We start from the raw sequence: 21,836 nt of genomic DNA, 5'->3' as shown, positions 1-21,836 counted from the left end.
ATAAATGCGCTTTTCATGGCGATTTTTCCTTCCGGCTCGTCCCATTTTCACGCGCAAAGAGACGGGTCGTGGCCGACACTTTTCGGCGCGCCTGTTCGACCGGCAGCGACACCTTCATCGACACGAATCAAGCCGACATTTTGAATTTACGGAGGTCGTTCGTGTCTGAATCCAAGTGTTCCGGCAAGCGGTGCCGGGACCGGCGGATAGCCAATGCGGGTAGCGCGGAAGCATCCGTGGTGTGCGGATAACAAGAACAGGCGACAAGTCGGGATCTCAATGTGAAAACCTATGGCTAGCCTCGGACACGCGATTCATTCCTTTCAAAACGGTGGCCTGTCGCACAAGGAATTCTTTGCGCAGGTGGATCGCGCTTTGGCGTCGGAGGACACCAATACCGCACACCTGCTTGAGATCCTCGGCGACGAACACACGCGCGTGCAGCTTCCGCCCGACGTCTATGCGGAACTGACGCGCCGCGTCGAGCGGCGGCTGGAGGCGAAACAGAAATCGGGAGCGACGGAAACCCGGATGCAGACGCGTTTCGACGAGCGTCTCACTTCGCCCTCCACGCGCGGGGAGGAGGGCGAATTCATCAGCGAGCCGGATCGCATGAAAGGCGTTGGCGATACGCTCAACGGCCGCTTCGTGCTGGAGGAATGCATCGGTTTCGGCGGCATGGGCACGGTGTACAAGGCGCTGGACCTGCGCAAGCTTGAAGCATCCGACCGCAAGCCCTATGTCGCGATCAAGGTGCTGAACGTGCAGTTTCGCGGCCATCCGAAATCGCTGATCGCCCTGCAGCGTGAAGCCAAGAAGGCACAGACGTTGGCCCATCCGAATATTGTCGCCGTGTACGATTTCGATCGCGATGGGTCGACAGTCTTCCTGACCATGGAGTATCTGTCCGGCAAACCGCTGAGCCGCGTGCTGCGCATGCCTGGATTCACCGGCATGCCCTTGCGTGACGCAATGCGCATCGTCACCGGCATGGGCAAGGCGCTGGCCTACGCGCATGAACGCGGCTTCGTCCACTGCGACTTCAAGCCTGCCAACGTCATCCTGACCGATTCGGGCGAAGTGAAGGTGATCGACTTCGGCATCGCCCGCGTGTTCCAGAAGCCGGAAGAAGAGGCCGAGGCCACCGTGTTCGATGCCGGCAGCCTGGGGGCGCTGACGCCGGCGTATGCGAGTCCGGAGATGATCGAACATCGCGTGCCGGATCCGCGCGACGATGTGTATGCGCTGGCATGCATCACCTACGAATTGCTCGCCGGGCACCATCCTTTCGACCGGTTGTCGGCCACGCAGGCGCGCAATTCAGGCATGCGCCCTCAGCGGCCGAAGAACCTCGGTCACCGGCAATGGCGCGCGCTGAAAGCCGCCTTGGCGTTTGAACGCGAAGCAAGAACGCCGACGGTCGCGCGCTTCCTGCAAGGCATGAGCGGTGAACTGCATATTGCAAAATACGCCACGATGGCAGGAACGACGCTCGCTGCTGCTGTCGTGCTGGCGCTGGCGATCAATTATTACTGGCGGCCGGCGGCAAGCTTCATTCCGGAACAGGCAAGCTCGGGCGCGTCCGGAACCACGGGCGAACGACAGAGCGGACAAGGGCCGCCGCCCTCCGCGACGCCCGCGCAACAGGCGCCGTCAGCGCCGCCTCCCGTGGCGGAGCCTGCGTTGACGCTCTCGGCCGTCACGCCAGTGCTCGCCGGCATGCCGTGTGCCGCCCTGGTGCCAGCGGTACGCGATCACGCGCTCCAGGTGCAGGGATATTTTCCGAAGAGCATGGGCAGCGCGCGCCTGAAGGAAACACTCAGCGCCATCCCCGGCGTCAAGACGCTGAACCTCGATGCGAAGGAAGTGAGCGATGCCGAGTGCGGCGTGATCAATGCGCTGGCGCCTTACTGGACGAAGAACTGGCAAGCCGGCCGCGCTGCTGCGATCCAGACGCGCGCGCCCAATGCGGAGCTGCGGGAAGGCGAGCCGCTGATCCTCGATATCACCACGCCGGCCTATGACTCCTACGTCTATGTCGATTATTACGTGCTGGACGGCAGCGTCGCGCATTTGCTGCCCAACCCGAAATCGCGCGACAACCAGGCACCAGCCAATTACAAGGCGGCTATCGGAAGTCTCGGCAACTGGGTGATTTCAAAACCGTTCGGCAATGAACTGATCGTGCTGCTGGTGACGCCGGCCCCCTTGTTCGAAGGGGTTCGCCCGATCAGCGAAGGACGCGCCGACTACCTGCGGTTGGTCGAAAAGCAACTCGGACAGATGGCCGGCAAATACGGACGCGACAAGATCGCGGTGGATTTCGTGCAGATCACCACCAGGGGGCGCACGCCCTGAAGCACCTGCGACGGGTTTTCAGTCGCACGCACTCACTTGTTATCCCGCGCCACCCTGAAGCCGTTCTGCGAATAGCGCACGCTCGCATCATATTTGAAGCGTGTTGTCGTCGGCATGTAGCTCGCGCCTTCGCGCCACGAGCCGCCGCGGATCACGCGTACCCGGCAGTGCGCGTCGTCCCAGCTGCGACCATCGGCCGGCGCTCCCTTGTAGTTGTTGTGCCAGCAGTCGCTCACCCATTCCCAGACGCTGCCGTTCATGTCGTGCAGTCCGAAAGGATTGGCGGCGAAGGAACCCACTGGGGCCGGACCTTCCTGCTGCCAGGGTTCGCCGCAGTCCTTGCAGTTGGCCTTGCCGGTTTGCATCTGATTGCCCCACCAGAAGCGGGTCGTGGTGCCGCCGCGCGCGGCGTATTCCCACTCCGCTTCCGTCGGCAGGCGGTAGGGTTTGCCGCTGAGCTTCGCAAGCCATTTCACGTATTGCTGCGCATCGTCCCAACTTATGTCGCGCGCTGGCGTGTTCTTGGGGCGGCCGCTGCCGTTCGGTGAAGGCTGGCAGCCACCGGCCTCGACGCAGGCATCCCATTGCGCCACGGTCACTTCATATTTGCTGATAGCGAAGGGCGTGGCGATCGACACATGGTGGGCCGGTTTCTCGGAAGGATCGCTTGCATTGCTTCCCATGGTGAAGTCGCCGGCAGGCAGGGCAACCATGTCGGGGCAGGTCGGGCAGTCCTTGATTGTTCCGCCGGCTTTCGCGGTCGATGGAGCGGGGCGCTCCGGTGCGGCAGCAGGTGGCGCCGGCTTGGCCGCCGCTGGCGGTGTTGGACGGGGGCGTTCCGGCGGCGCTTTCGCGGCGGGTGCAGGTGTTGCGGCCGGCGCTTCAGTCTTGGGCGCGGCCTTGCGCAGACGTTCGATACGCGCCTTCGCCAGGGCGGCGAAACGGCCATTCGGATAGGCTTGCAGATAAGCCTCGTAGTCGGCGACGTGATTGCTGTCCTTGATCGAATCCCAGAAGGTCAGCTCATACTGCTCGGCACTGTCTTTCGGGATGACGCCGCGGCTTCTCAGTGTATGCACGGATTCATCCGCATCGAGCGACAGGCCGGCGAGCAGGGGGGACGAAGTGAAGCCGGGCAAGGAGGACGACAGCCAGGGTCGTTGCTGCCCGCCGCTGGCTTCCTGCACGGCGCCAGCGGCGAGTGCAAAGGATTGTTCGATAGTCGTGCGGGGAAGCGTCATGGCTTTCAGCAATGCGCCGGTAAAGAGACCGTGGTGCGCGCCGTCGGCGGCGAAAGCGCCCGGCGCGGCGGCATAGGCGATCGTCGTTTGTTCAGGTACACGGAGCGACGCGCTGCTCGCTGTGCCGAATGGCTCGTTCATGCAGGTATCGAGGACGACCAGGTTCAGCTTTGCCTGGCGCGGCGCGGACATGCTTTCGAGCACCGACTGCAGATCGATCCCGCCGCGCAGGAGATCGCGTGGCGCACGGCTGTCGGCATCGACGGGGCGCAGCAATGTCCTGTCCGCAACACGAAAGCCATGTCCGGAAAAATAGAACAGGGCGACGCCGCCATCGTCGAGCCGTCGCTTGAATGCAAGGAGCGCTTCGCGCATCTGCGCGCCGCTCAGGTTTTCGTAGCGCATCACCTCGAAGCCGCGCGCGCGCAAGGCCTCGCTCATCGCAAGTGCATCGTTGTGTGCGTTGGGGAGGGGATCCTCTTCGTAATTCCCGTTGCCGATCACGAGCGCGATGCGCCGGACCTCGGGATGGGTCTGCGCTAATGCCTTGCTGGCGCGATATGTCGGGACGTCTGCCTCGGCCCAACTGCAGCACGCGGCGCCGAACAGAAGAGCAATCAAGAGTTTTCGCCACACAGCGGACCTTCGTTTTGCCAATGCGTTGGGATGCATCGTTGAACTCTCGCCCATAATTCCGGAGGTCTTTATGACGCACTTCAAAATCGGGTCGAATCCCTCTGATAAATTTTGAGATTCTGGCGATATAGCCACCACTCGCCACCAGTCGCCGCAAGGCGCGCGATGCGCCGTTGGGAAACTTTCCAGGACGTCGAACAGCGCGAAGTTTCTTGCACTGATCGCAAGTCATGACGGCCGCGCTACGGCAGTGCACTTTGCTGCACTGCCTGGTTGAAGCGGGCCACTCCGAAAGGACGCACAGTATGCCAAGAGCACTCATTTATTCCGCTTTGGCCATGGCGTTGCTCGCCATTCCCCCGGCATTCTCCGCAGGCACGCCGGCTCCCAAGGACGCGCATGTCTATTTCATCTGGCCATCCGACGGCACCGTGATCAACGGTGGCAAGTTCTGGGTACGCATGGGCCTGCGCAATATGGGCGTGGCGCCGAAGGGCGTGAACATGGCCAATGTCGGGCATCATCATTTGCTGATCGACACCGATCTGCCGCCGCTGGACGAGCAGATCCCTAGCGACCGCAATCACCTGCACTTCGGCGCGGGCGAGACCGAAGCGCGCATCGAACTCCCGCCGGGCAAGCATACCCTTCAGTTGCTGCTGGGCGACCAGGACCACCGGCCGCATGATCCGCCTGTGTACTCGAAGAAGATCACGATCACCGTGCGATGAGAAACGAGAGGGGCGCCATCATGTTCAAACGAATCGTTGCGGCAATCGCATCCTGCCTGTTCGCCGGCATCGTCTTCGCGGGCCCCACGCCGGCGCCCGCCAATGCCCATCTCTATATAGGCTGGCCCAATAACGGTGAAGTCATTGCCGCCGGCAAGCCGTTCCGCGTCTGGTTCGGACTGCGCGACATGGGCGTCGCGCCGAAGGGCGTCAAGTTCCCCAACACCGGACACCATCATCTGCTGATTGATACCGATCTGCCGCCGGCCGACCAGGAGATTCCGTCGGATCGCAATCACCTCCATTTTGGCGCAGGCGAAACCGAGACCATGATCGAACTGCCGCCCGGGAAGCACACATTGCAGTTGTTGATGGGCGACGAGAACCACGTTCCACACAATCCGCCGATCTATTCGAAGAAGATCACGATTACGGTCAAATGAGGAACGTGTTTCCCTCGGAACCGGCGTTGCGGCACAGTGTCCAAAATTTCTCGAAGGCCATTCAGCGTGGCCGGCTGAATTGAAGGGGCAGACAGGAAATCGCGGCGCGCGGTTTGTTCACAGCCTCGAAGGGCAGTGATATGGGAAATACAGCAAGTTTGGGCGAGCCGGTCGGCGCGGTCACAGCGTATCTGGAAGTCACGGGCGACGGCGCGGTAACGCCGACCGTATTTCCGATCCATGATGAAGTGGTGATCGGCCGCGAGCCGCAGGACTCGCTCGCCGCCGACAAGTTTCTCTGCATACCTGAACATACGGTGAGCCGGCGTCATGCGCGCATCCGGCGTCGCGGCGATACGTATTACGTCGAGGATCTCCATTCCTTCAACGGCACCTTCGTGCTGGGGAACCGGCTGCGTCCCGGCGCCTGGCATCCCTTGCGCGACGGTGACGAAGTCAGCGTCTCTTCCGCGCAGATCGTGTTTCACTCGCTGCTGATGCCGGCGCGCGAGAACACCAGCACCGTCATCGCCAAGGCGGTCGATGCTTCCGACCTGACGCGCATGCTGGATGCCTCGCCCGATCCCACGCAGTGCGACGTGCAGCGCACCGTGCAGAAGCTGCACGCCATGGCACAAGTCAGCATCGCGCTCGGCGCGGTCACCGATCGCGCGACGCTGACCGAGAAGATCATGAACTTCATCTTCGAGCTGTTCCCGCTGGCCGAGCGCGCCTTCATCCTCCTGAGAAAGAGCGAGGGCGAGGAACCGGTGCCGGTGGCGGCGGCGCGGCGCGACGGCACGGTGATGGATCCCGAGCGCGTCAAGCTGTCGCGTACCATCGTCGGCGATGTGCTCAACAAGAAGCAGTCGATCCTCTCGGTCGACACCTTGTCGGATCGTCATTTCGGCAGTCAGCATTCCATCATTTCCCAGGCCATCCGCAGCGTCATGTGCGTGCCCCTGCTGCTGGAGGACGAATGCCTGGGGCTGATCCAGGTGGATACCTCGTCCGATCCCTATGCCTTCAAGGAACAGGATCTGGAAATGCTGACCGGGGTGTGCGCGGAAACCGCGGTCGCGCTGAAGAATTTTCAGTTGTATTCCGACATCGAGCAATTGCTGGATGGTTTCGTGCGCGCATCGGTGCAGGCCATTGAAGAAAGAGACCCGGTCACGGCCGGTCATTCTTTCCGCGTGGCCGACTATGCCGAGCATTTGGCAAAGGCGGTGGACCGCAGCGATGCGCCGGAGCTGCGGAAGGTGGCGTTTTCCATCGACCAGGTGCGCGAGATCCGCTATGCCGCGCTATTGCATGATTTCGGCAAGGTCGGCGTACGCGAGCATGTCTTGCGAAAAGAGAAGAAGTTGCATCACGCCGACATGCGCCTGCTGGAGCAGCGCTTCAAGTATGCACGCGCCTGCCTGGAGCGCCAGGCCTATCGGCACCTTGTCGAGATGCATGCGCAGCACGAACTGAGCATGGTCGCCTTTCGCGAAGAGACGCGGAAGATTGAAGAGAACCTGCGCGCGGAATTTGGCCGCCTCGACAAGTTTCTCGACACGATACGGCATGCCAACGAGCCGGCGATCTCGCACACCGAAGGTGTGCCCGACCTCAAGGAAATCCTGCATTACGCCTGGCACGAGCCGGACGGCCCTGGCGCGCCCCTGCTGGAGGAATGGGAATTCTCCGCCCTGAGCGTCAGCAAGGGTTGCCTGACGCCGGACGAGCGGCGCCAGATCGAATCTCATGTGGCGGATTCCTACTCGTTCCTGATCCTGATTCCCTGGACGCGCGATCTTTCCGGCGTGCCCGCGATCGCCCACGGCCATCACGAAAAACTGGACGGTTCCGGCTATCCGATGGGCCTGCGCGGCGACCAGATCAGCATCCAGACGCGAATACTCACGATCTGCGACATCTTCGACGCGCTCACCGCCGGCGACCGTCCCTACAAGAAAGCCGTGCCGGTGGAAATGGCGCTCGACATGCTGTCGGGCGAATGCCGCGCCGGACATATCGATCCCCGATTGTTCAATGTATTTGTCGAATCCAGGAGCTGGTTATGAAGTTGGTCATTGCCGCCGGGATCGGTGTCGTCGTGCTGTCCGGCTGCGCCGATGTCAGCATGCCGGATTACCGCCGCCCCGATGCGCCGGTCAAGACGTCCTGGTCGCAGCAGTCGGCAGCGCCGGTGTCGGCCGCCGCGACGATTGCGCCGGACTGGTGGAAGGAATTCCGCGACCCTTATCTCGATCAACTGGTGAACAAGGCGATCCACGGCAACTTCGACGTGAAGATACTGGCCGCACGCATCCAGGTTGCGGGCGCGCAAGTGGGTGAAGCCCGCGCGGGCGCATTGCCGACGCTGGATGCGGGGGCGGGCGCGAGTTTCGAGAAAAGCACCGGCCAGAAATTCACCAAGCAATTCAACCTCGGCACGCAGGTCAACTGGGACATCGACGTCTGGGGCAAGGTCGCCAAGGGCGTGCAGGCGCAGACCGCGGAATTCAAGGCTTCAGAGGCGGATTGGCGCGCAGGCTATCTGACGCTGGTATCGGATGTGTCGACCACTTATTTCCAGATTCTGCAATTCGACGAGCAGATTGACCAGCAGCAAAAGACGCTGGACAAGAACAAGCAAATCCTCGGCATCTATGACGCGATGTACAAGAACGGCCTGCTGCCGAACACACGCGTGCTGCAGCAGCGCGCCGAGATCAATCGCCTCACCAACGATTTACTGGAACTGCATCGCGCACGCGATCTGGCGGGCAATGCGCTGGCGACCTTGCTCGGCGCGCCGGCGGGCGAGTTCCGGGTGCCGGCCGGACGCCTGCAGGAGAGGGTGCAGCTGCCTGCCGTCCCCGGCGGACTGCCGGCCGAATTGCTCAAGCGCCGCCCGGACATCGTCGCCGCCGAATACCGCGTGCTCGAATCCTATGACCTGGTTGGCCAGGCCAAGCTGGCGCAACTGCCCTCGATCAGCCTGACCGGACGCGGCGGCAGCTCCAGCTTCGCGCTGACCGACCTGCTCAAATCCTTTACCTTCGGCCTCCTGCCCAGCATCAATATCCCGATCTTCGATCCCGGCGTGAAGGCGCGCATCAAGACCAGCGAGGCCGAGACGCGGGTTGCCGAAGAACAGTACCGCAAGACCGTCATCGGGGCATTCGAGGAAGTCGAGAATGCGCTGGTCAACCTCGATGCGCACAAGAAGCAGCGCACCGAGCTGCAGCAGCAGATCGATCATCTGAAAGTGGTGTCCGCGCAAATTGAAGCGCAGCTCAAGGAAGGGCTCGTGTCGCAACTCGAGGTCTTCGAAACCGAACGTTCGCTCCTGTCGGCGCAACTGGCGCTGCTGGCGAACCATCAGCAGATCCTGTCGGATACGGTCACGCTGTACAAGGCGCTCGGCGGCGGCTGGCCGTCGATCGAGGTCGGCAATGCAAGTCAGTGAACAGGCACCGCATGTCAGGTCAACACATGGCTACCGAGCAGGCAACGATTGCTGACACCCAGGCGGCGGCGGGCCTGGAGTTCGACATCGTGCTCAAGCCGGTCTCCCACCCGGATCTGGGCAACATCCGCATCGACGAAAACCTGTTCGCGATCGGACGCACCGAGCCGCCGTTCGACGCCTATCCGCCGGAAGTGGTCGCCGACCTGTCGCGCCGCCATGCGCGCATCTTTTCGGAACACGGCGGCGTGTATATCGCCGACCTCGACAGCAAGAACGGCACCACCGTCAATGGCGTCAATGTGCAGCAGAAGATCACCCGCCTGCGCGACGGCGACGAGATCTGCTTCGGCGGCACCTTGTCCTATCGCGTGCATCTCGGCGCCCGTGCCGAGATGCGCGGGCGAGTGGCGAAGCTGGTCAGCCTCACGCTGACACCCGAGCGCGGCGACCTCGGCCTGCAGCCTATCGTGATCACGCGCTTTCCCTTCCTGATCAGCAAGGCGGACGAGGTGTTCGCACGCTACAAGGACGACTATCCGCATCAGGTGAACTACATCTCGCGCCGCCACGCCCATATCTTCCTGAAGGGCGGCTCGCCCTTCGTCGAGGATCTCGGCAGCACCAATGGCACTTTCGTCGCCGGCAAGCGCCTGGATGAACATGCGGTGCCATTGGAGGATGGCGATGTGCTTGCCTTCGGCGGCCATCATTTCGTCTACAAGGTGAGCCAGCAGAAGGAGGAATCCGATCCCACCATCACCAAGCTGAGCCCGGCGGTGCGGGCCGCGCCGGAAAAGACCGCGGATGCCGACAAGACCACCTTCGTCGCCGCCGCGGATTCCTTCCTCGACATCTTCTGCGTCGATCATGTGCAGCAGGATGACGAGCTCAACGCGGAAGAGTTGAAGGCGCCGGACGAAGCCGCCAAGGAAAAGGAAAAGCATCCGGCGCGCAGCCGCTTTGCCATCTTCAGTGGCGAGCTGATCGACGCCTTCGTCGGGAAAGAACGCAAGGGCATGAAGCAGGCGCGGTGGGTGGCTGCCGGAGTGGTCGCGCTGCTTGTCACCTTCGCGCTGGCCTTGTATTTCACCGGTTCCGATCAACGCGAGGTGAAGGACATGCTCGCCGACGGTGAATACGCGAAAGCGGCGGCGGCGGCCGACGACTATCTGGAGCATGATCCGGAGAATGCGGAAGTCAGGGCCATGGGTAGCGAAGCCTTGCTCAAGGTGCATGTGCCGAAGTGGCTGGCTTTGCTCAAGGCACGCAATTTCGACCAGGCGAATGCCGCGCTCGCCGAGATGGGCAAGCGCGGCCGTCACAACAGCGACGTGCAGCCCCTGGTGAACCAGCTTGCATGGATGGGCAATATGGAAAGATTCATCAGCACCCGCGGCGGCCCCGACGCGCCGGTTCGCATCTACGCCGACGAAGACAGGATCAAATCCATCCTCAGGCAATGGGACGAAGACCCGCCGGGACACCAGCGCGCGCTGGACGCGGTCGCGTCGGCCGTGCCCGCGTTCCGCGATGCTTACGCAGAAGCGCTCAGTCACTTGCGCAAGCTGCAAAGCGACGACGCCGTCTACCTGGCCGCCATCGAACGATTGAAGGGCACGATCAACGATGAGCTCAAGCGCGATCAGCCGGAGAACCTGGATGCCGTCCTCAAAGAGTATGCCGAGAAATACCCCCGCCTCGGTGGATTGGACGCCGTGCGGCAGGACTTGCGCCAGTACACCGACGCCGAGAAGCTGACGCGGGAACGCAAGCTCGGCCCGATGATTGCGCTGCAGGGCAAGGCCAGATTCTCGACGCCGCCGTTCCAGGAAAAGTTTCGTGCGCTGGTCTCGAGCAATCGCTATCCGCCCGCACCGGTGGTGCAGCAGTACCAGGAATCGCTGAAAGCCTGGCGCGGCGGCGATACCGGGCAGACCTTCGCCGGCTTGCAGAAGATGGCATCGGGCGCGTGGGGCGATGCGGCCGCGAAGGAACTGGAGCGCAAGAAATCCGTCGCCGACCAGTACGCCGCACTGCAGAAGTCGCGTGATGCAAAAGACTACGACGAGCGTCTTCTGGCTTTCTACGGTGCGCTCAATCCGGACGAGGACAGCTATTTCTTGCGCGCCGTCGAGCCTGACATCGGGCGTTTCAAGGACAAGGCCCTCAGTCGCGCGCGGGAACTGGCCGGGCAGGCGGAAGCGCGCTGGCGTCAATACCGGGACAACGGCCCGATCGAGGGTGAGCAGCGGCTCGAAACCCGGATCTCCGACAAGTTCCGCAAGCAGGCGCAGCTGCTGGCCGAAGCGCGGGACGATGCGCGCAAAGGCATGGGCATCTATGCGCAACTGAAAACCGACGCGCCGGCGCAATGGAAAAAATTGAATGAGGACATCAACGCCGAAGCCGACGCGCAGCGCAAGGGCTTGCTGGACTTGCGCAACGTGCTGGAGCCGGGCTTGCTGAAGGCAAAACTGGCCTTGCTCGGCAGCGAGGAGAACTGAGGATATGCCCGCCACCAGCCGTCTCAAGCCACTCACCGAAGCGCTCGAAGATCACAGCGCCGAGGGCATTGCCATCCTCACCGCCGAACCCTGGCGCTTCACGCAGGCGGCGGTCTTCACCATGGTGGCGCTGGTGCTGGCCGCGCTGGTCTGGTCCTTCGTCGGCAGCGCCGATGTGATCGTCACCGCGCAAGGCGCGCTCATGCCCGAATCCGAGGTGCGGCGCTTCTATGCGCCCATCGACGGCGAACTGGCGAACCTGTACATCGCCGAAGGACAGCCGGTGTCGAAGGGCGACACGCTGGCCCGCCTGAATGCGCGCGGCGCGATCGAGGCGGCGAAGAATGCGCTCGAGGCGCAGCTCAAGCTGGAAGACGCGGAGCGCGAATGGAAGCAGTTCCCCGAGAAGAAAGCGCTGATGGAGCGCAAGGTGGCCGCACTGAAGCAGGCGATGGAGCTGGAAGAGCATCAGCATGCTCAGCGCGTCGGCGAGGGCACATCCAAGCTGACCGCGGGACAGCGCGCGCAATTGCAGGAGGCGCGCACCAATCTCGACGAAGCGCGCCGCGCGCGCGATGCCGCCAAGGAAGAAGCCGACAAGTATGCGCGCCTGTTTTCCATGACGGGCGGCGGCGGCGTTTCGCAGCTGCAGGTGGAAAACAAGAAGAATGCCCTGCTGGCGGCGGAGAATGCGCTGCGGGTGGCGCAGTCGCGCCTGAGCGAATTGAGCGTGCGCCAGAGCCAGGAATATGAACAGGCCCGCTCGCAACTCGAAACCAGCGGGCAGGAACTGACCAAACTGCAACTGCAGTACGAAGCCGCCGCGAAGGAAATGGCCAATGCGGAAGAAAAGCTGCGCCTGCAGGTGCAGACCGCGCGCCTCGTCGCCGATGCCGCCGCCCGCATCCGCTTCGAAAACATCGACAAGGACAACTTCCTGCTCATCGTCGCGCCGGTGGACGGCGTGATCACCGACGTCACCTCCACCCAGCCCGGCGACAAGATCCAGGCCAATTCACCGCTGGGCGGCATCGCGCCGAAAAATGCGCGCCCCGTGCTCAAGATCGAGATCGCCGAGCATGACCGTGCCTTCCTGCGGGAAGGATTGCCGGTCAAGCTGAAGTTCAATGCCTTTCCCTATCAGCGTTACGGCATCATCAACGGCAGGCTCGATTTCATTTCGCCCGCGACCAAGCCCTCGCCGCAGAGCAAGCAGCCGGTGTACGAGGGACGCGTGCGGCTCGACCAGGATCATTATCTGGTGGGCGACACGAAGTATCCCTTGCGCTACGGCATGACGGCCATTGCCGAAGTGATCGTGCGGGAGCGGCGCCTGATCGATCTGGCGCTGGACCCGTTCCGGCAGATCGGCGGCTAACGCTTGAATAGTTGACGGATCTCAAGTCGCCGCCAGCCACTCGGCTAAGCTGATGACAGGAGGTTCAGGAAAATCGGATTTCACCACAGTTCCCGCGCAACGCGACATGACAACGCTCACCATGTACAAACACATCCTGTTGCCGACCGACGGTTCGGCGCTCTCGCAAAAAGCCGTGCAAAGCGGCATCCTGTTCGCGAAAAATACCGACGCAACGGTAGTCGGCATCCACGTCATTCCAGCGCCGCACCAGGATCAGCTGGAAGCCTGGATGCATCACGATCCGCATTACCCCGAGCGCCGACAAGCCTTGTTCGACAAGTTTGCCGACGAGTATCTGTCCTTCATCGCCAACAGCGCGCTGGCCGAAGAGGTGCCGTGCAGTTGCAAGATGATCAAGGCGGACGAACCCTACCTGGCGATCGTGAAGGCGGCGGAACAATTGCACTGCGACCTGATCTTCATGGCCTCACACGGGTGGAAAGGCGATTCGGCGCAGGTGCTGGGCAGTGAAACCCTGAAGGTGCTGATTCACAGCAAGGTGCCGGTCATGGTGCACAAGCCCGGTCCGCGCGATCGCAGCTGACGCCGGCATGCGCTGCACACCGGCGCAAGACGTGAGCGACTTAGTGCGGCCGCTGGGTGCTGCCGTGCTGCGATCCCGGCTCGCAAATGGACGAGAGCGCGTCCGCGACGGGCTCGGTTTCTCCCGTCGTGCTGATATCGCCGAGGGAAACGATACCTGTCAGCCGCTTGTCGCGGTTGACGACCGGCAGCCGGCGAATTTGCAGGTCGCCCATGTTGCGTGCCACATCGTCGAGGTCGTCTTCTTCAAAGCAGTACTTCACGTCCTCGCTCATGACATCCCTGATTTTGGTATCGCCGCTCTTGCCCTGGGCAAGCGCACGTACCACGATGTCGCGGTCGGTGATCATGCCGACCAGGCGATCGTTCTCGCCGATAGGCAGCACGCCGTAATCGCCTTCTGCCATCATCTTCGCCGCTTCGATGAGGCTCTGGTCCGGATTGGCCACGTGTACATCGCGTGACATTGCTTCAGCAACTCGCATGATAGGTCTCCTTCAAGTGAAGTCATGGGGCCTTGCAGGTCGATGCAACGCGTATGCCAGTCGCTGCATGCACGTCTGCAGAGGCGTCATGCCCCTGGATCTCGTCATGTTGGTGCTGCCCATTGTCGGTTTTATATACCGCGCGGTGTAAGGCTTACCGAGCGTCGTCGGGTGAGCCGCTCGATATCCGCGCGCGGTGCATGGTCAATGCTTGTCGGTGTTTGGCTTGCACAACGTACCGCGTCTTTCCCGCAACCAAGAGCAAGCTCCCGCTTTTGGGAAGCCCTGGCTGCAATCTTGATCTTCGCTGCGCCGCCGATCCCTGAAAAACCGCGTCATTCCTCGCTGGCGGCGTCTGGCCCGGTATTTGCTAAACGGAAACCAAACAGAAATGGCAGGTCATTGGGTTTTGCATCATGGGGAAGCAGTAACCGGGTAGCGCCGATTGCGGCGAGACCCGCAGCAAGGGAGCGGAAAATTGAGGATCGCGAATCTAAGAATAGGTGTCCGTCTGGGAAGCGGCTTCGGCCTCGTCCTGGTGCTGATGATTGCACTCGGCGTACTCAGCGCAATGCGCATGCAAAAGATCGAACGCAGTCTGGACGGCATCGTCAACGAAAACAACGTCATGATCAAGTCGGCGTTCTCGATGCGCCAGATGGTGCTGGAGATCGGCCTGGCCACGCGCAATCTTGCCTTGACGACGGATGAAGATCAGAAACTGAGGGAAACCGATCGCATCACCGACGATCGGGACGAATACAACTCCTACGTCGAAAACCTCGAGCGTCTCGTTCACGCGGACAACGCGAAGGCAGTGCTCGCCAAGATTGCCGCCGCGAAGGACGCCACCGAACCCCTGACCGACAAGGCGCTCGCCATGCTGGGCGATGGCAAGCAGGCCGATGCCGTCAAGGTCCTGGTCGATGAAGTGTGGCCCGGCCAGCGCAAGTGGATGGGCGCGATGGATGAGCTGGTGCGCCTGCTGGAACGCGATGCCGACAAGGCCGTGGAAAATGCGCAGGCCACCTACAAGAATGCACTGATCCTGACCGCGCTGATCGGCGGCGTGGCACTGCTGCTCGGCATCGGCGCTGCATGGACGGTGACGCGCAGCATTACCAAGCCGCTGCATGCAGCGGTCGCAGTTGCGCGCCGCGTCGCACAGGGCGACCTCACGGGCGAGGTCGAAGTGAAATCGCGCGACGAGACCGGGCAGTTGATGCAGGCGCTCAAGGAAATGAATGACAGTCTGGTGCGCATCGTCACCCAGGTGCGTTCCGGCACCGATACGATCACCACGGCGTCCACCGAAATTTCGGCGGGCAACCAGGATCTGTCCTCGCGCACCGAACAACAGGCCAGCTCGCTTGAGCAGACCGCATCGTCGATGGAAGAACTGACGTCGACGGTCAAGCAGAATGCCGACAACGCTCGTCAGGCCAACAAGCTCGCCGCATCGGCGTCCGAGGTGGCAGTGAAGGGTGGGGCGGTGGTGTCGGAGGTGGTCGCGACGATGGGATCGATCAATGCCTCGGCCAGGAAGATTTCAGACATCATCGGCGTGATCGACGGCATTGCATTCCAGACCAACATTCTCGCGCTGAACGCGGCGGTGGAAGCAGCGCGAGCCGGGGAGCAGGGACGCGGTTTTGCGGTGGTCGCCGGTGAAGTGCGCAACCTGGCGCAACGTTCCGCAGCCGCCGCCAAGGAAATCAAGGCGCTGATCGAAGACTCGGTGGAGAAGGTGGGGGCCGGCAGCAAGCTGGTCGACCAGGCCGGCGAGACCATGCACGAAATCGTCGCCAGCGTGAAGCGCGTGACCGACGTGATCGACGAAATCACTTGCGCCAGCGAAGAGCAGTCCACGGGCATTGAGCAGATCAACCAGGCGATCGCGCAGATGGATCGCGTCACGCAGCAAAACGCCTCGCTGGTGGAAGAAGCCGCCGCCGCGGCGAGCGCCTTGCACGATCAGGCCAATGGCCTGGTGCAGGTGGTGAACATCTTCAAGCTTGAAAACGCGCCGGAAGGCGAATCCGAATCCGAGATGGAAGCCGCGCCGCAGCCTGCAGTGACATCCGTGCAACGCCCCTCTGCCGTGGTGCAGCTTCCCATGCGAAGAGGTGCGCCGGTCGAAGCGCCGCGCCCGCGCATGGCCGCTGTTGCCGGTGCGCGCGGCGGTGATTGGGAAGAATTCTAGAAAGGCATCGACTCGGAACAAACGAATTCATGGTTGTCTCCTCCTTCGCCGCCCTTCGTGGGCGGCTTTTTTTCGGTTTTTTTCAAGACAAGATCATCGAGGTTAGAAAATGCTGTATCAAATCCACGAACTCGGGCATGCCGTGATGAACCCGCTGGCGAACTGGGCGAGTGCCGTATCCCAATTGTTTGGCAACGCCACATCGCCGCTTGCCTACGTACCGTTTGCACGGGAGGTCGCCGCCGGCGCGGACCTGATGGTTCGCATCGCCAAGGACTACAAGAAGCCTGCGTTCAATATCGATGCCACCACGGTCGATGGGCGGGTCGTTGAGATTCAGGAGGAAGCGCTCGCCGTCAAACCGTTCTGCAGGCTGCTGCATTTCCGGAAACGGCAAGCTCTCGCGCAACCCAGATTGCTGGTCGTCGCGCCGCTCTCCGGGCACCACGCGACACTGCTGCGCGACACCGTGCGCGTGCTGCTGCATGAACATGATGTGTACATCACCGACTGGACCGATGCGCGCATGGTGCCGGTGTCCGAAGGCGATTTCCACCTGGACGACTATGTCGCCTACGTGCAGGATTTCATTCGCCTGCTTGGGCCCGATGTGCATGTGCTCGCGATCTGCCAACCGACCGTTCCGGTATTGGGCGCGGTGTCGTTGATGGCAAGCGCCGGCGACATCCAGCCGCGCACGATGACGCTGATGGGCGGTCCGATCGACGGACGCATTTCGCCCACCGAAGTCAACAAGCTCGCGATGAGCAAGCCCTACGAATGGTTCGAAGCGGGCGTGATCGACGTCGTGCCCTTCAATTACCCGGGCGCGGGACGGCGGGTGTATCCGGGCTTCCTGCAGCATGCCGGTTTCATCGCCATGCATCCGGAAAAGCACATGCAAAGCTATGTCGACTTTTACGAGAACCGCGCGCACGGACATCCGGTCGATGCCCATCTCAAGTTTTACGATGAATACAATGCGGTGCTCGACATGAGCGCCGAGTTTTACCTGGAAACCATCAAGGTAGTGTTCCAGGACTTCAATCTGCCGAACGGCACCTGGCAGGTGCATGGGCAACTGGTGCGTCCGCAGGATATCAAGGATGTCGCATTGCTGACGGTCGAAGGTGCGCAGGACGACATCTGCGGCATCGGCCAGACGAAAGTGGCGCATGCGCTATGCAGCGCAATACCGGACGCGAAGCGCATGCATCACGAAGAACCCGGAAGCGGGCATTACGGCATTTTCTCCGGCCGGCGCCGGCGCGAGAACATTTGTCCGGTGGTCAGCGCGTTTATTCGCGCGAACAACGGATGAGCAAGCGACGAAAAACCTTGCCGAAAAAACGCGCTACGCGGCCGTTTAAATGAAGAAGAAAAGCGCGGCGACAATGGTGGGCGGCAATGCACCAAGCAGTAGTCCACCGACGCCGATCGAATCATCTTCGAATCCATTCCTCAGCAGCGCGACGCCCGCAGGATTCGGCGCGTTGGCGATGACCGTCAGTCCACCGCCCACGACTGCACCGGACACGAGCATGTATTTCGCCTGATCCGACAAACCTTCGATTAGCGAACCGAGATAGGTGAGGGCAGCATTATCGGTGATCGCGGTCAGTGCAATCGCACCCACAAACATCGCCGTGGGTTCCAGGCTGGAGACAATCGGTTGCAGCCACCACTGTTGCATGCCGCCAAGGACCACCAGGCCGGCGAGGAAAAAGCCGACAAGTAATCCCTCCTTCAGGATCAATGTGTTCTGGTATTGCGAATAGGCTTGTGTGAATCCGAGGAAGAACAGGAATACCCCAAGGAAAATGACAGGGTGATGGGCAAAGACGACCACGCCGACGAGAAACAGGAGGTGGATTGCACCTACCCAAAAGGGAGCACCTGCATCTCCCTCAAGTGCTGCATCCAATGGCCGATCGCTTAAATAGGGGCGAAGGAAATACGTTACCGCCGTCGCATTGACAAGCACTGCGGCGCAGGCCTTCCAGCCAAAGGTCGTCGCCATGAATGCGGTATCCCAATTCCACTTGGCGGCCACCATCAGCACCGGTGGCGCTGCAAAAGACGTCAACGTACCGCCGATGGAGACGTTGACGAACAGCACCCCGAGGGCTGCGTACTTGCCCCATTCCGCCACACCCTGGCGGAAAACCAGCGGGGCAAGCATGAGTGCGGCGAGCGTCATGGCTGCCGGCTCCGTAATGACGGAGCCGATAAGGGGCACCATGGCAAGGCAAAGCCAGGTTCGTGCGACCACATCCCTGACCGGCATGAGCCTGGCCAACATGGAAATCAGGCCCTTGACCGCTTCAAGAACCGGGCGCGACGCCGCCACGACCATGATGACAAACACGAACAGCGGCTCTGTATATTGGCGCGACTCCGCGTATTCGATCGCCTTATCCCCGCCCTGCACGAATGCCATCGTCACGAGCAAGATGCAGGCCCACAAGCCAAAGACCACCTCGATTTCGCCGAGCAGGTGAAATAACCCGGCATGCTTGGTACTGCGGTCCGCAAGTCGCTCGAACGACTTGGCGGCGAAGGTGTGAAGCAGCGCAAAGGCGAACAGCAGCGCTGCAATGTTGTTGATGATGTTCATGGATGATGAGTTGAGCCGATGCACGAATGAGAGCCAGCCGCAGGAATCATACAGGCTTCATCTTAACCAGGGATTAAGCAGCCTGATCCCGGTTGTTGCGACGACTCGCATGTAGCAGTAGTGCACGTCGTATCTGCGCTTGGCATGTGCTTGACGAGCGGCATCCCGAGCCGTGCGCATCGGTAGCCGGACAAGCACTGGATTGTTGGCCATGTACCTCATCAATACGGCGGCCACAGACCTGCATGGCGGATGAATGGCTTTCACCTGGTGTCCTCGCATGAAAACGTCCGTGACGAGCACGCAAGTTCAGGTGATAAGAATGCCTGCTTCGCGAACGGACTCACCGTCGAAGTATTCGCGAGACAAGGTTTCTTATTGATAGCGTCCCGCTGTGAAATACATCGCAGCGGGACTGCAGGTGAGGTAACCGGTCGGATTAGTCAACCGGCTCGCATTACGCATGTGCCCATGCGTCGCGCCTTTTCGCCGTGGACGGCTAATTGATCAGGCGCGCCGCATCCTGCGCCGCCACGCGTCCTTCGTCGGTCGGCACTACCCAGATCTCCACGCTGCTGTCAGCCGCATGGATGGCGGCAATCGCGTCGCCGTCGGCAGCCTGATTCGCCGCTTCATCGATGCGGATGCCGAGATAGGACAGCGCATCGCAGGTACGCTTGCGCAAGGCCGCATCATGTTCGCCGATGCCGCCCGTGAATGCGATCACATCCAATCCCTCCAGGCAGGCGGAGAGCGCGCCGCATTCGCGCACCAGGCGATGGATGAAGATGTCGATGGCGAGCCTGGCGGCGGGCTCCGCGCTCGCGTGCAGTGTCCGCATGTCGGCCGAGACGCCCGACACGCCGCGCAGGCCCGACTCGCGATACAGCATGCGTTCCAGTTGCTCCCAGCTCCAGCCGTGCCGCAGCAGATGCAGCAGCACGCCGGGATCGACTTCGCCGCTGCGCGTGCCCATCATCAGTCCGTCCAGCGCAGAGAAGCCCATGGTGGTGGCGATGCTCTTGCCGTTTTTCACCGCGCAGGCACTCGCACCGTTGCCGAGATGGGCAATCACGGCGCGGCCGCGGGCATGTTCCGTGCGCTCCATGAGCCGGTCGGCGACATAACGATACGACAGGCCGTGGAAGCCATAGCGGCGGATGCCCATCTCGCGCAGCGATTGCGGCAGGGCGAACAGATACTCGGTCTGCGGCAAGGTCGCGTGAAATGCGGTATCGAAGCATCCGATCTGCGGCAGATCCGGAAAGCTCTTCCTGAACGCGCGAACGCCGGCCAGGTTGTGCGGCTGATGCAAGGGCGCGAGCGAGGACAGGGACGTCAGGTAGGCCAGCATGTCTTCGTCCAGCAGCACCGATTCGGTCAGGCGTTCTCCGCCGTGCACGATACGGTGTGCGATGGCCGTGATGCGGATGCCGTCGGCATGGCGCTTCAGCACCGTATCGAGCGCGGCCAGCGCTCGGTCGTGCGGGCAGCCATCGCCGGCCTGCAGCGTGTCGCTGCTGTTGCCGTCCTTGCCGGAAACTTTGACGATTGGCGCGCCGCCGGCTTCCAGACCTTCGATATTGCCCGACAGGCGCGCCGCGCCGATGTCGCGACCGTCCTGCGGATAGAGCGCGAACTTCAGCGAGGACGACCCCGCATTGACCGCGAGGATGGCATTCAGGCCGCTCATGGCTGCACCTTGCGGTTGTGATGCGCGAGCATCAGGGCCAGCGCGGCCGATGCGACACGCGCATTGGCACTGTCGGCGCGGCTGGTCAGCGCGATCGGCACGCGTGCGCCGAGCACCACGCCGCAGGTCGTGGCGCCGGCCAGGTATTCGAGCTGCTTGGCCAGCATGTTGCCGGATTCCAGATCGGGCACGATGAGGATGTCGGCATTGCCGGCCACGGTCGAATTGATGCCCTTGATGCGCACGGCTTCCATCGACACCGCGTTGTCGAAGGCGAGCGGGCCGTCGAGATTGCCGCCGGTGATCTGGCCGCGATCCGCCATCTTGCACAGCGCCGCGGCATCGAGCGTCGATTGCATCTTGACGTTGACGGTTTCCACCGCGGACAGGATCGCGACGTTCGGGCGCTGGTTGCCGAGCACGTGCGACAGGTTGATCGCGTTCTGGATGATGTCGGCCTTTTCTTCCAGGGTCGGCTTGATGTTGAGCGCGGCATCGGATATCAGCAGGGGCTTGTCGTACATCGGCACGTCGAAGCGGAACACGTGCGACAGGCGGCGCTTGGTGCGCAAGGCGCGGGTGGTGACCACGGCGTGCATCAGTTCGTCGGTATGCAGGCTGCCTTTCATCAATGCCTCGACGGTGCCGGCGGCCGCCAGTTCCGCGCCGCGTTCGGCGGCGGCGACGCTGTGCTCCACCGACTGGATCTCGATGTCGCCGAGGTCCAGGCCGGCAGCCTCGGCCGTCGCACGCAGCCTGGCTTCCGGCGCGATCAGCACGGGGATGATCAGGCCATGCTGCGCGGCGTTCAGTGCGCCGCGCAGGGACTCGGCATCGCAGGGATGGACCACCGCACAGCGCACGGCAGGCAGATGACGCACGGTGGCGAGCAGGGAATCGAGGCGTGCCTGCGGATCGAAGGTATGGACCCAGGGCGTGCTCATCGCATGGCGCGACACTTTCTTGGTGGGTGCAACGACCACGGCCGCGCCGGCCAGCACGCTGGTGCCGTTCTGATTGAATACCTTGCAGTCGAGGGTGACGCGCTTGGTGGCATCGTCCTTTGCCGTGACGGTGACGACGACGGTGAGCGTGTCGCCGACGCGCACGGGCAGGGTGAAATGCAGTGTCTGATCGACGTACACGGTGCCGGCGCCCGGGAATTGCGTGCCGAGCAGACTGGAAATGAGCGTGGCGCCCCACATGCCGTGTGCTACCACGCCATGGAACAGGGTCTGGACTGCGTACTCCGCATCGACGTGCGTCGGGTTGTAGTCGCCGGAGACGGCGGCAAATGCCTGGATGTCGGCCAGGGTCAGGGTGCGCACGAGGCGCGCCGATTGGCCGATGGTCAGTTCGTCGTATGTCGTGTTTTCGATCTGTTTCGAAATAATGTCGTTCATAGAAGCTGGTTGCGGAGAGTGAGTTGCTGATGTGTGCGCGGCTCGTTGCCGAGCCGCCTGGATACTGAACGGCATGTCACCCGCATCGTCCGC

At 62.1% G+C, this 21,836-nt stretch carries 15 protein-coding genes; 10 read left to right on the top strand and 5 right to left on the bottom strand.

Annotated elements, in window-relative coordinates:
• Positions 1 to 291: 291 nt before the first annotated feature.
• Entirely contained in the window at positions 292 to 2,358 is a 2,067-nt protein-coding gene (locus VJ651_RS21695; RefSeq protein WP_324109427.1) for a serine/threonine-protein kinase, read from the top strand.
• 32 nt (positions 2,359 to 2,390) lie between these two features.
• On the opposite strand, the gene VJ651_RS21690 is transcribed toward VJ651_RS21695, so the two are convergent.
• Positions 2,391 to 4,235 carry an SUMF1/EgtB/PvdO family nonheme iron enzyme gene (locus VJ651_RS21690; RefSeq protein ID WP_414691373.1) on the bottom strand — a complete coding sequence of 615 codons (1,845 nt, stop codon included), beginning with the start codon at positions 4,233 to 4,235 and terminating at the stop codon, positions 2,391 to 2,393.
• Positions 4,236 to 4,573: 338 nt separating this feature from the next.
• On the opposite strand from VJ651_RS21690, the gene VJ651_RS21685 reads away from it, so the two are divergent.
• From VJ651_RS21685 to VJ651_RS21655, 7 genes are all read left to right on the top strand, one after another.
• Positions 4,574 to 4,966 (top strand): DUF4399 domain-containing protein, encoded by a 393-nt coding sequence (locus VJ651_RS21685; RefSeq protein ID WP_414691374.1) that lies wholly within the window; start codon positions 4,574 to 4,576, stop codon positions 4,964 to 4,966.
• A gap of 20 nt (positions 4,967 to 4,986) precedes the next feature.
• Entirely contained in the window at positions 4,987 to 5,409 is a 423-nt protein-coding gene (locus VJ651_RS21680) for a DUF4399 domain-containing protein (protein ID WP_324109424.1), read from the top strand.
• Positions 5,410 to 5,549: 140 nt separating this feature from the next.
• Positions 5,550 to 7,481, top strand: a complete 1,932-nt coding sequence (locus VJ651_RS21675) for an HD domain-containing phosphohydrolase (protein WP_324109423.1) — start codon at positions 5,550 to 5,552, stop codon at positions 7,479 to 7,481.
• Positions 7,478 to 8,872 (top strand): efflux transporter outer membrane subunit, encoded by a 1,395-nt coding sequence (locus VJ651_RS21670; RefSeq protein WP_324109422.1) that lies wholly within the window; start codon positions 7,478 to 7,480, stop codon positions 8,870 to 8,872. The genes VJ651_RS21675 and VJ651_RS21670 overlap by 4 nt, the downstream gene beginning before the upstream one ends.
• A gap of 26 nt (positions 8,873 to 8,898) precedes the next feature.
• Positions 8,899 to 11,379, top strand: coding sequence for an FHA domain-containing protein (locus VJ651_RS21665; protein WP_324109421.1), 2,481 nt, complete (start codon positions 8,899 to 8,901; stop codon positions 11,377 to 11,379).
• A gap of 4 nt (positions 11,380 to 11,383) precedes the next feature.
• Positions 11,384 to 12,757, top strand: a complete 1,374-nt coding sequence (locus tag VJ651_RS21660; RefSeq protein WP_324109420.1) for an HlyD family efflux transporter periplasmic adaptor subunit — start codon at positions 11,384 to 11,386, stop codon at positions 12,755 to 12,757.
• A 106-nt stretch (positions 12,758 to 12,863) separates the two neighbouring features.
• On the top strand, positions 12,864 to 13,343 hold the full coding sequence (locus VJ651_RS21655) for a universal stress protein (RefSeq protein ID WP_324109419.1): 480 nt from the start codon (positions 12,864 to 12,866) through the stop codon (positions 13,341 to 13,343).
• A gap of 40 nt (positions 13,344 to 13,383) precedes the next feature.
• On the opposite strand, the gene VJ651_RS21650 is transcribed toward VJ651_RS21655, so the two are convergent.
• Positions 13,384 to 13,827 carry a CBS domain-containing protein gene (locus tag VJ651_RS21650; protein ID WP_324109418.1) on the bottom strand — a complete coding sequence of 148 codons (444 nt, stop codon included), beginning with the start codon at positions 13,825 to 13,827 and terminating at the stop codon, positions 13,384 to 13,386.
• Between the two features lie 478 nt (positions 13,828 to 14,305).
• Between VJ651_RS21650 and VJ651_RS21645 the strand changes: the two genes are divergently transcribed.
• Complete coding sequence (locus VJ651_RS21645) at positions 14,306 to 16,030, top strand: methyl-accepting chemotaxis protein (protein WP_324109417.1); 1,725 nt, start codon at positions 14,306 to 14,308, stop codon at positions 16,028 to 16,030.
• Between the two features lie 109 nt (positions 16,031 to 16,139).
• On the top strand, positions 16,140 to 17,351 hold the full coding sequence (locus VJ651_RS21640; protein WP_324109416.1) for a polyhydroxyalkanoate depolymerase: 1,212 nt from the start codon (positions 16,140 to 16,142) through the stop codon (positions 17,349 to 17,351).
• A gap of 45 nt (positions 17,352 to 17,396) precedes the next feature.
• Here VJ651_RS21640 and VJ651_RS21635 read toward each other — a convergent pair whose 3' ends face one another.
• From VJ651_RS21635 to VJ651_RS21625, 3 genes are all read right to left on the bottom strand, one after another.
• A complete protein-coding gene (locus VJ651_RS21635) occupies positions 17,397 to 18,647 on the bottom strand; it encodes a putative Na+/H+ antiporter (RefSeq protein WP_324109415.1) in 1,251 nt (416 codons plus the stop codon).
• Positions 18,648 to 19,146: 499 nt separating this feature from the next.
• Entirely contained in the window at positions 19,147 to 20,340 is a 1,194-nt protein-coding gene (locus VJ651_RS21630) for an acetate/propionate family kinase (RefSeq protein WP_324109414.1), read from the bottom strand.
• Positions 20,337 to 21,743 (bottom strand): bifunctional enoyl-CoA hydratase/phosphate acetyltransferase, encoded by a 1,407-nt coding sequence (locus tag VJ651_RS21625; RefSeq protein WP_324109413.1) that lies wholly within the window; start codon positions 21,741 to 21,743, stop codon positions 20,337 to 20,339. The genes VJ651_RS21630 and VJ651_RS21625 overlap by 4 nt, the downstream gene beginning before the upstream one ends.
• Between the last annotated feature and the right edge of the window lie 93 nt (positions 21,744 to 21,836).

The sequence above is a fragment of the Noviherbaspirillum sp. genome (assembly GCF_035254865.1).
In the GTDB taxonomy this organism is placed as follows: Bacteria; Pseudomonadota; Gammaproteobacteria; order Burkholderiales; family Burkholderiaceae_D; genus Noviherbaspirillum.
The sequence above is the reverse complement of the archived record's forward strand: the minus strand, read 5'-3'. Positions and strand labels throughout refer to the sequence as shown.

Coding starts and splice junctions, on each gene's coding strand:
- VJ651_RS21695 (WP_324109427.1), top strand. CDS start 292: ATGGCTAGCCTCGGACACGCGATTCATTCCTTTCAAAACGGTGGCCTG.
- VJ651_RS21685 (WP_414691374.1), top strand. CDS start 4,574: ATGGCGTTGCTCGCCATTCCCCCGGCATTCTCCGCAGGCACGCCGGCT.
- VJ651_RS21680 (WP_324109424.1), top strand. CDS start 4,987: ATGTTCAAACGAATCGTTGCGGCAATCGCATCCTGCCTGTTCGCCGGC.
- VJ651_RS21675 (WP_324109423.1), top strand. CDS start 5,550: ATGGGAAATACAGCAAGTTTGGGCGAGCCGGTCGGCGCGGTCACAGCG.
- VJ651_RS21670 (WP_324109422.1), top strand. CDS start 7,478: ATGAAGTTGGTCATTGCCGCCGGGATCGGTGTCGTCGTGCTGTCCGGC.
- VJ651_RS21665 (WP_324109421.1), top strand. CDS start 8,899: ATGGCTACCGAGCAGGCAACGATTGCTGACACCCAGGCGGCGGCGGGC.
- VJ651_RS21660 (WP_324109420.1), top strand. CDS start 11,384: ATGCCCGCCACCAGCCGTCTCAAGCCACTCACCGAAGCGCTCGAAGAT.
- VJ651_RS21655 (WP_324109419.1), top strand. CDS start 12,864: ATGACAACGCTCACCATGTACAAACACATCCTGTTGCCGACCGACGGT.
- VJ651_RS21650 (WP_324109418.1), bottom strand. CDS start 13,827: ATGCGAGTTGCTGAAGCAATGTCACGCGATGTACACGTGGCCAATCCG.
- VJ651_RS21640 (WP_324109416.1), top strand. CDS start 16,140: ATGCTGTATCAAATCCACGAACTCGGGCATGCCGTGATGAACCCGCTG.
- VJ651_RS21635 (WP_324109415.1), bottom strand. CDS start 18,647: ATGAACATCATCAACAACATTGCAGCGCTGCTGTTCGCCTTTGCGCTG.
- VJ651_RS21630 (WP_324109414.1), bottom strand. CDS start 20,340: ATGAGCGGCCTGAATGCCATCCTCGCGGTCAATGCGGGGTCGTCCTCG.
- VJ651_RS21625 (WP_324109413.1), bottom strand. CDS start 21,743: ATGAACGACATTATTTCGAAACAGATCGAAAACACGACATACGACGAA.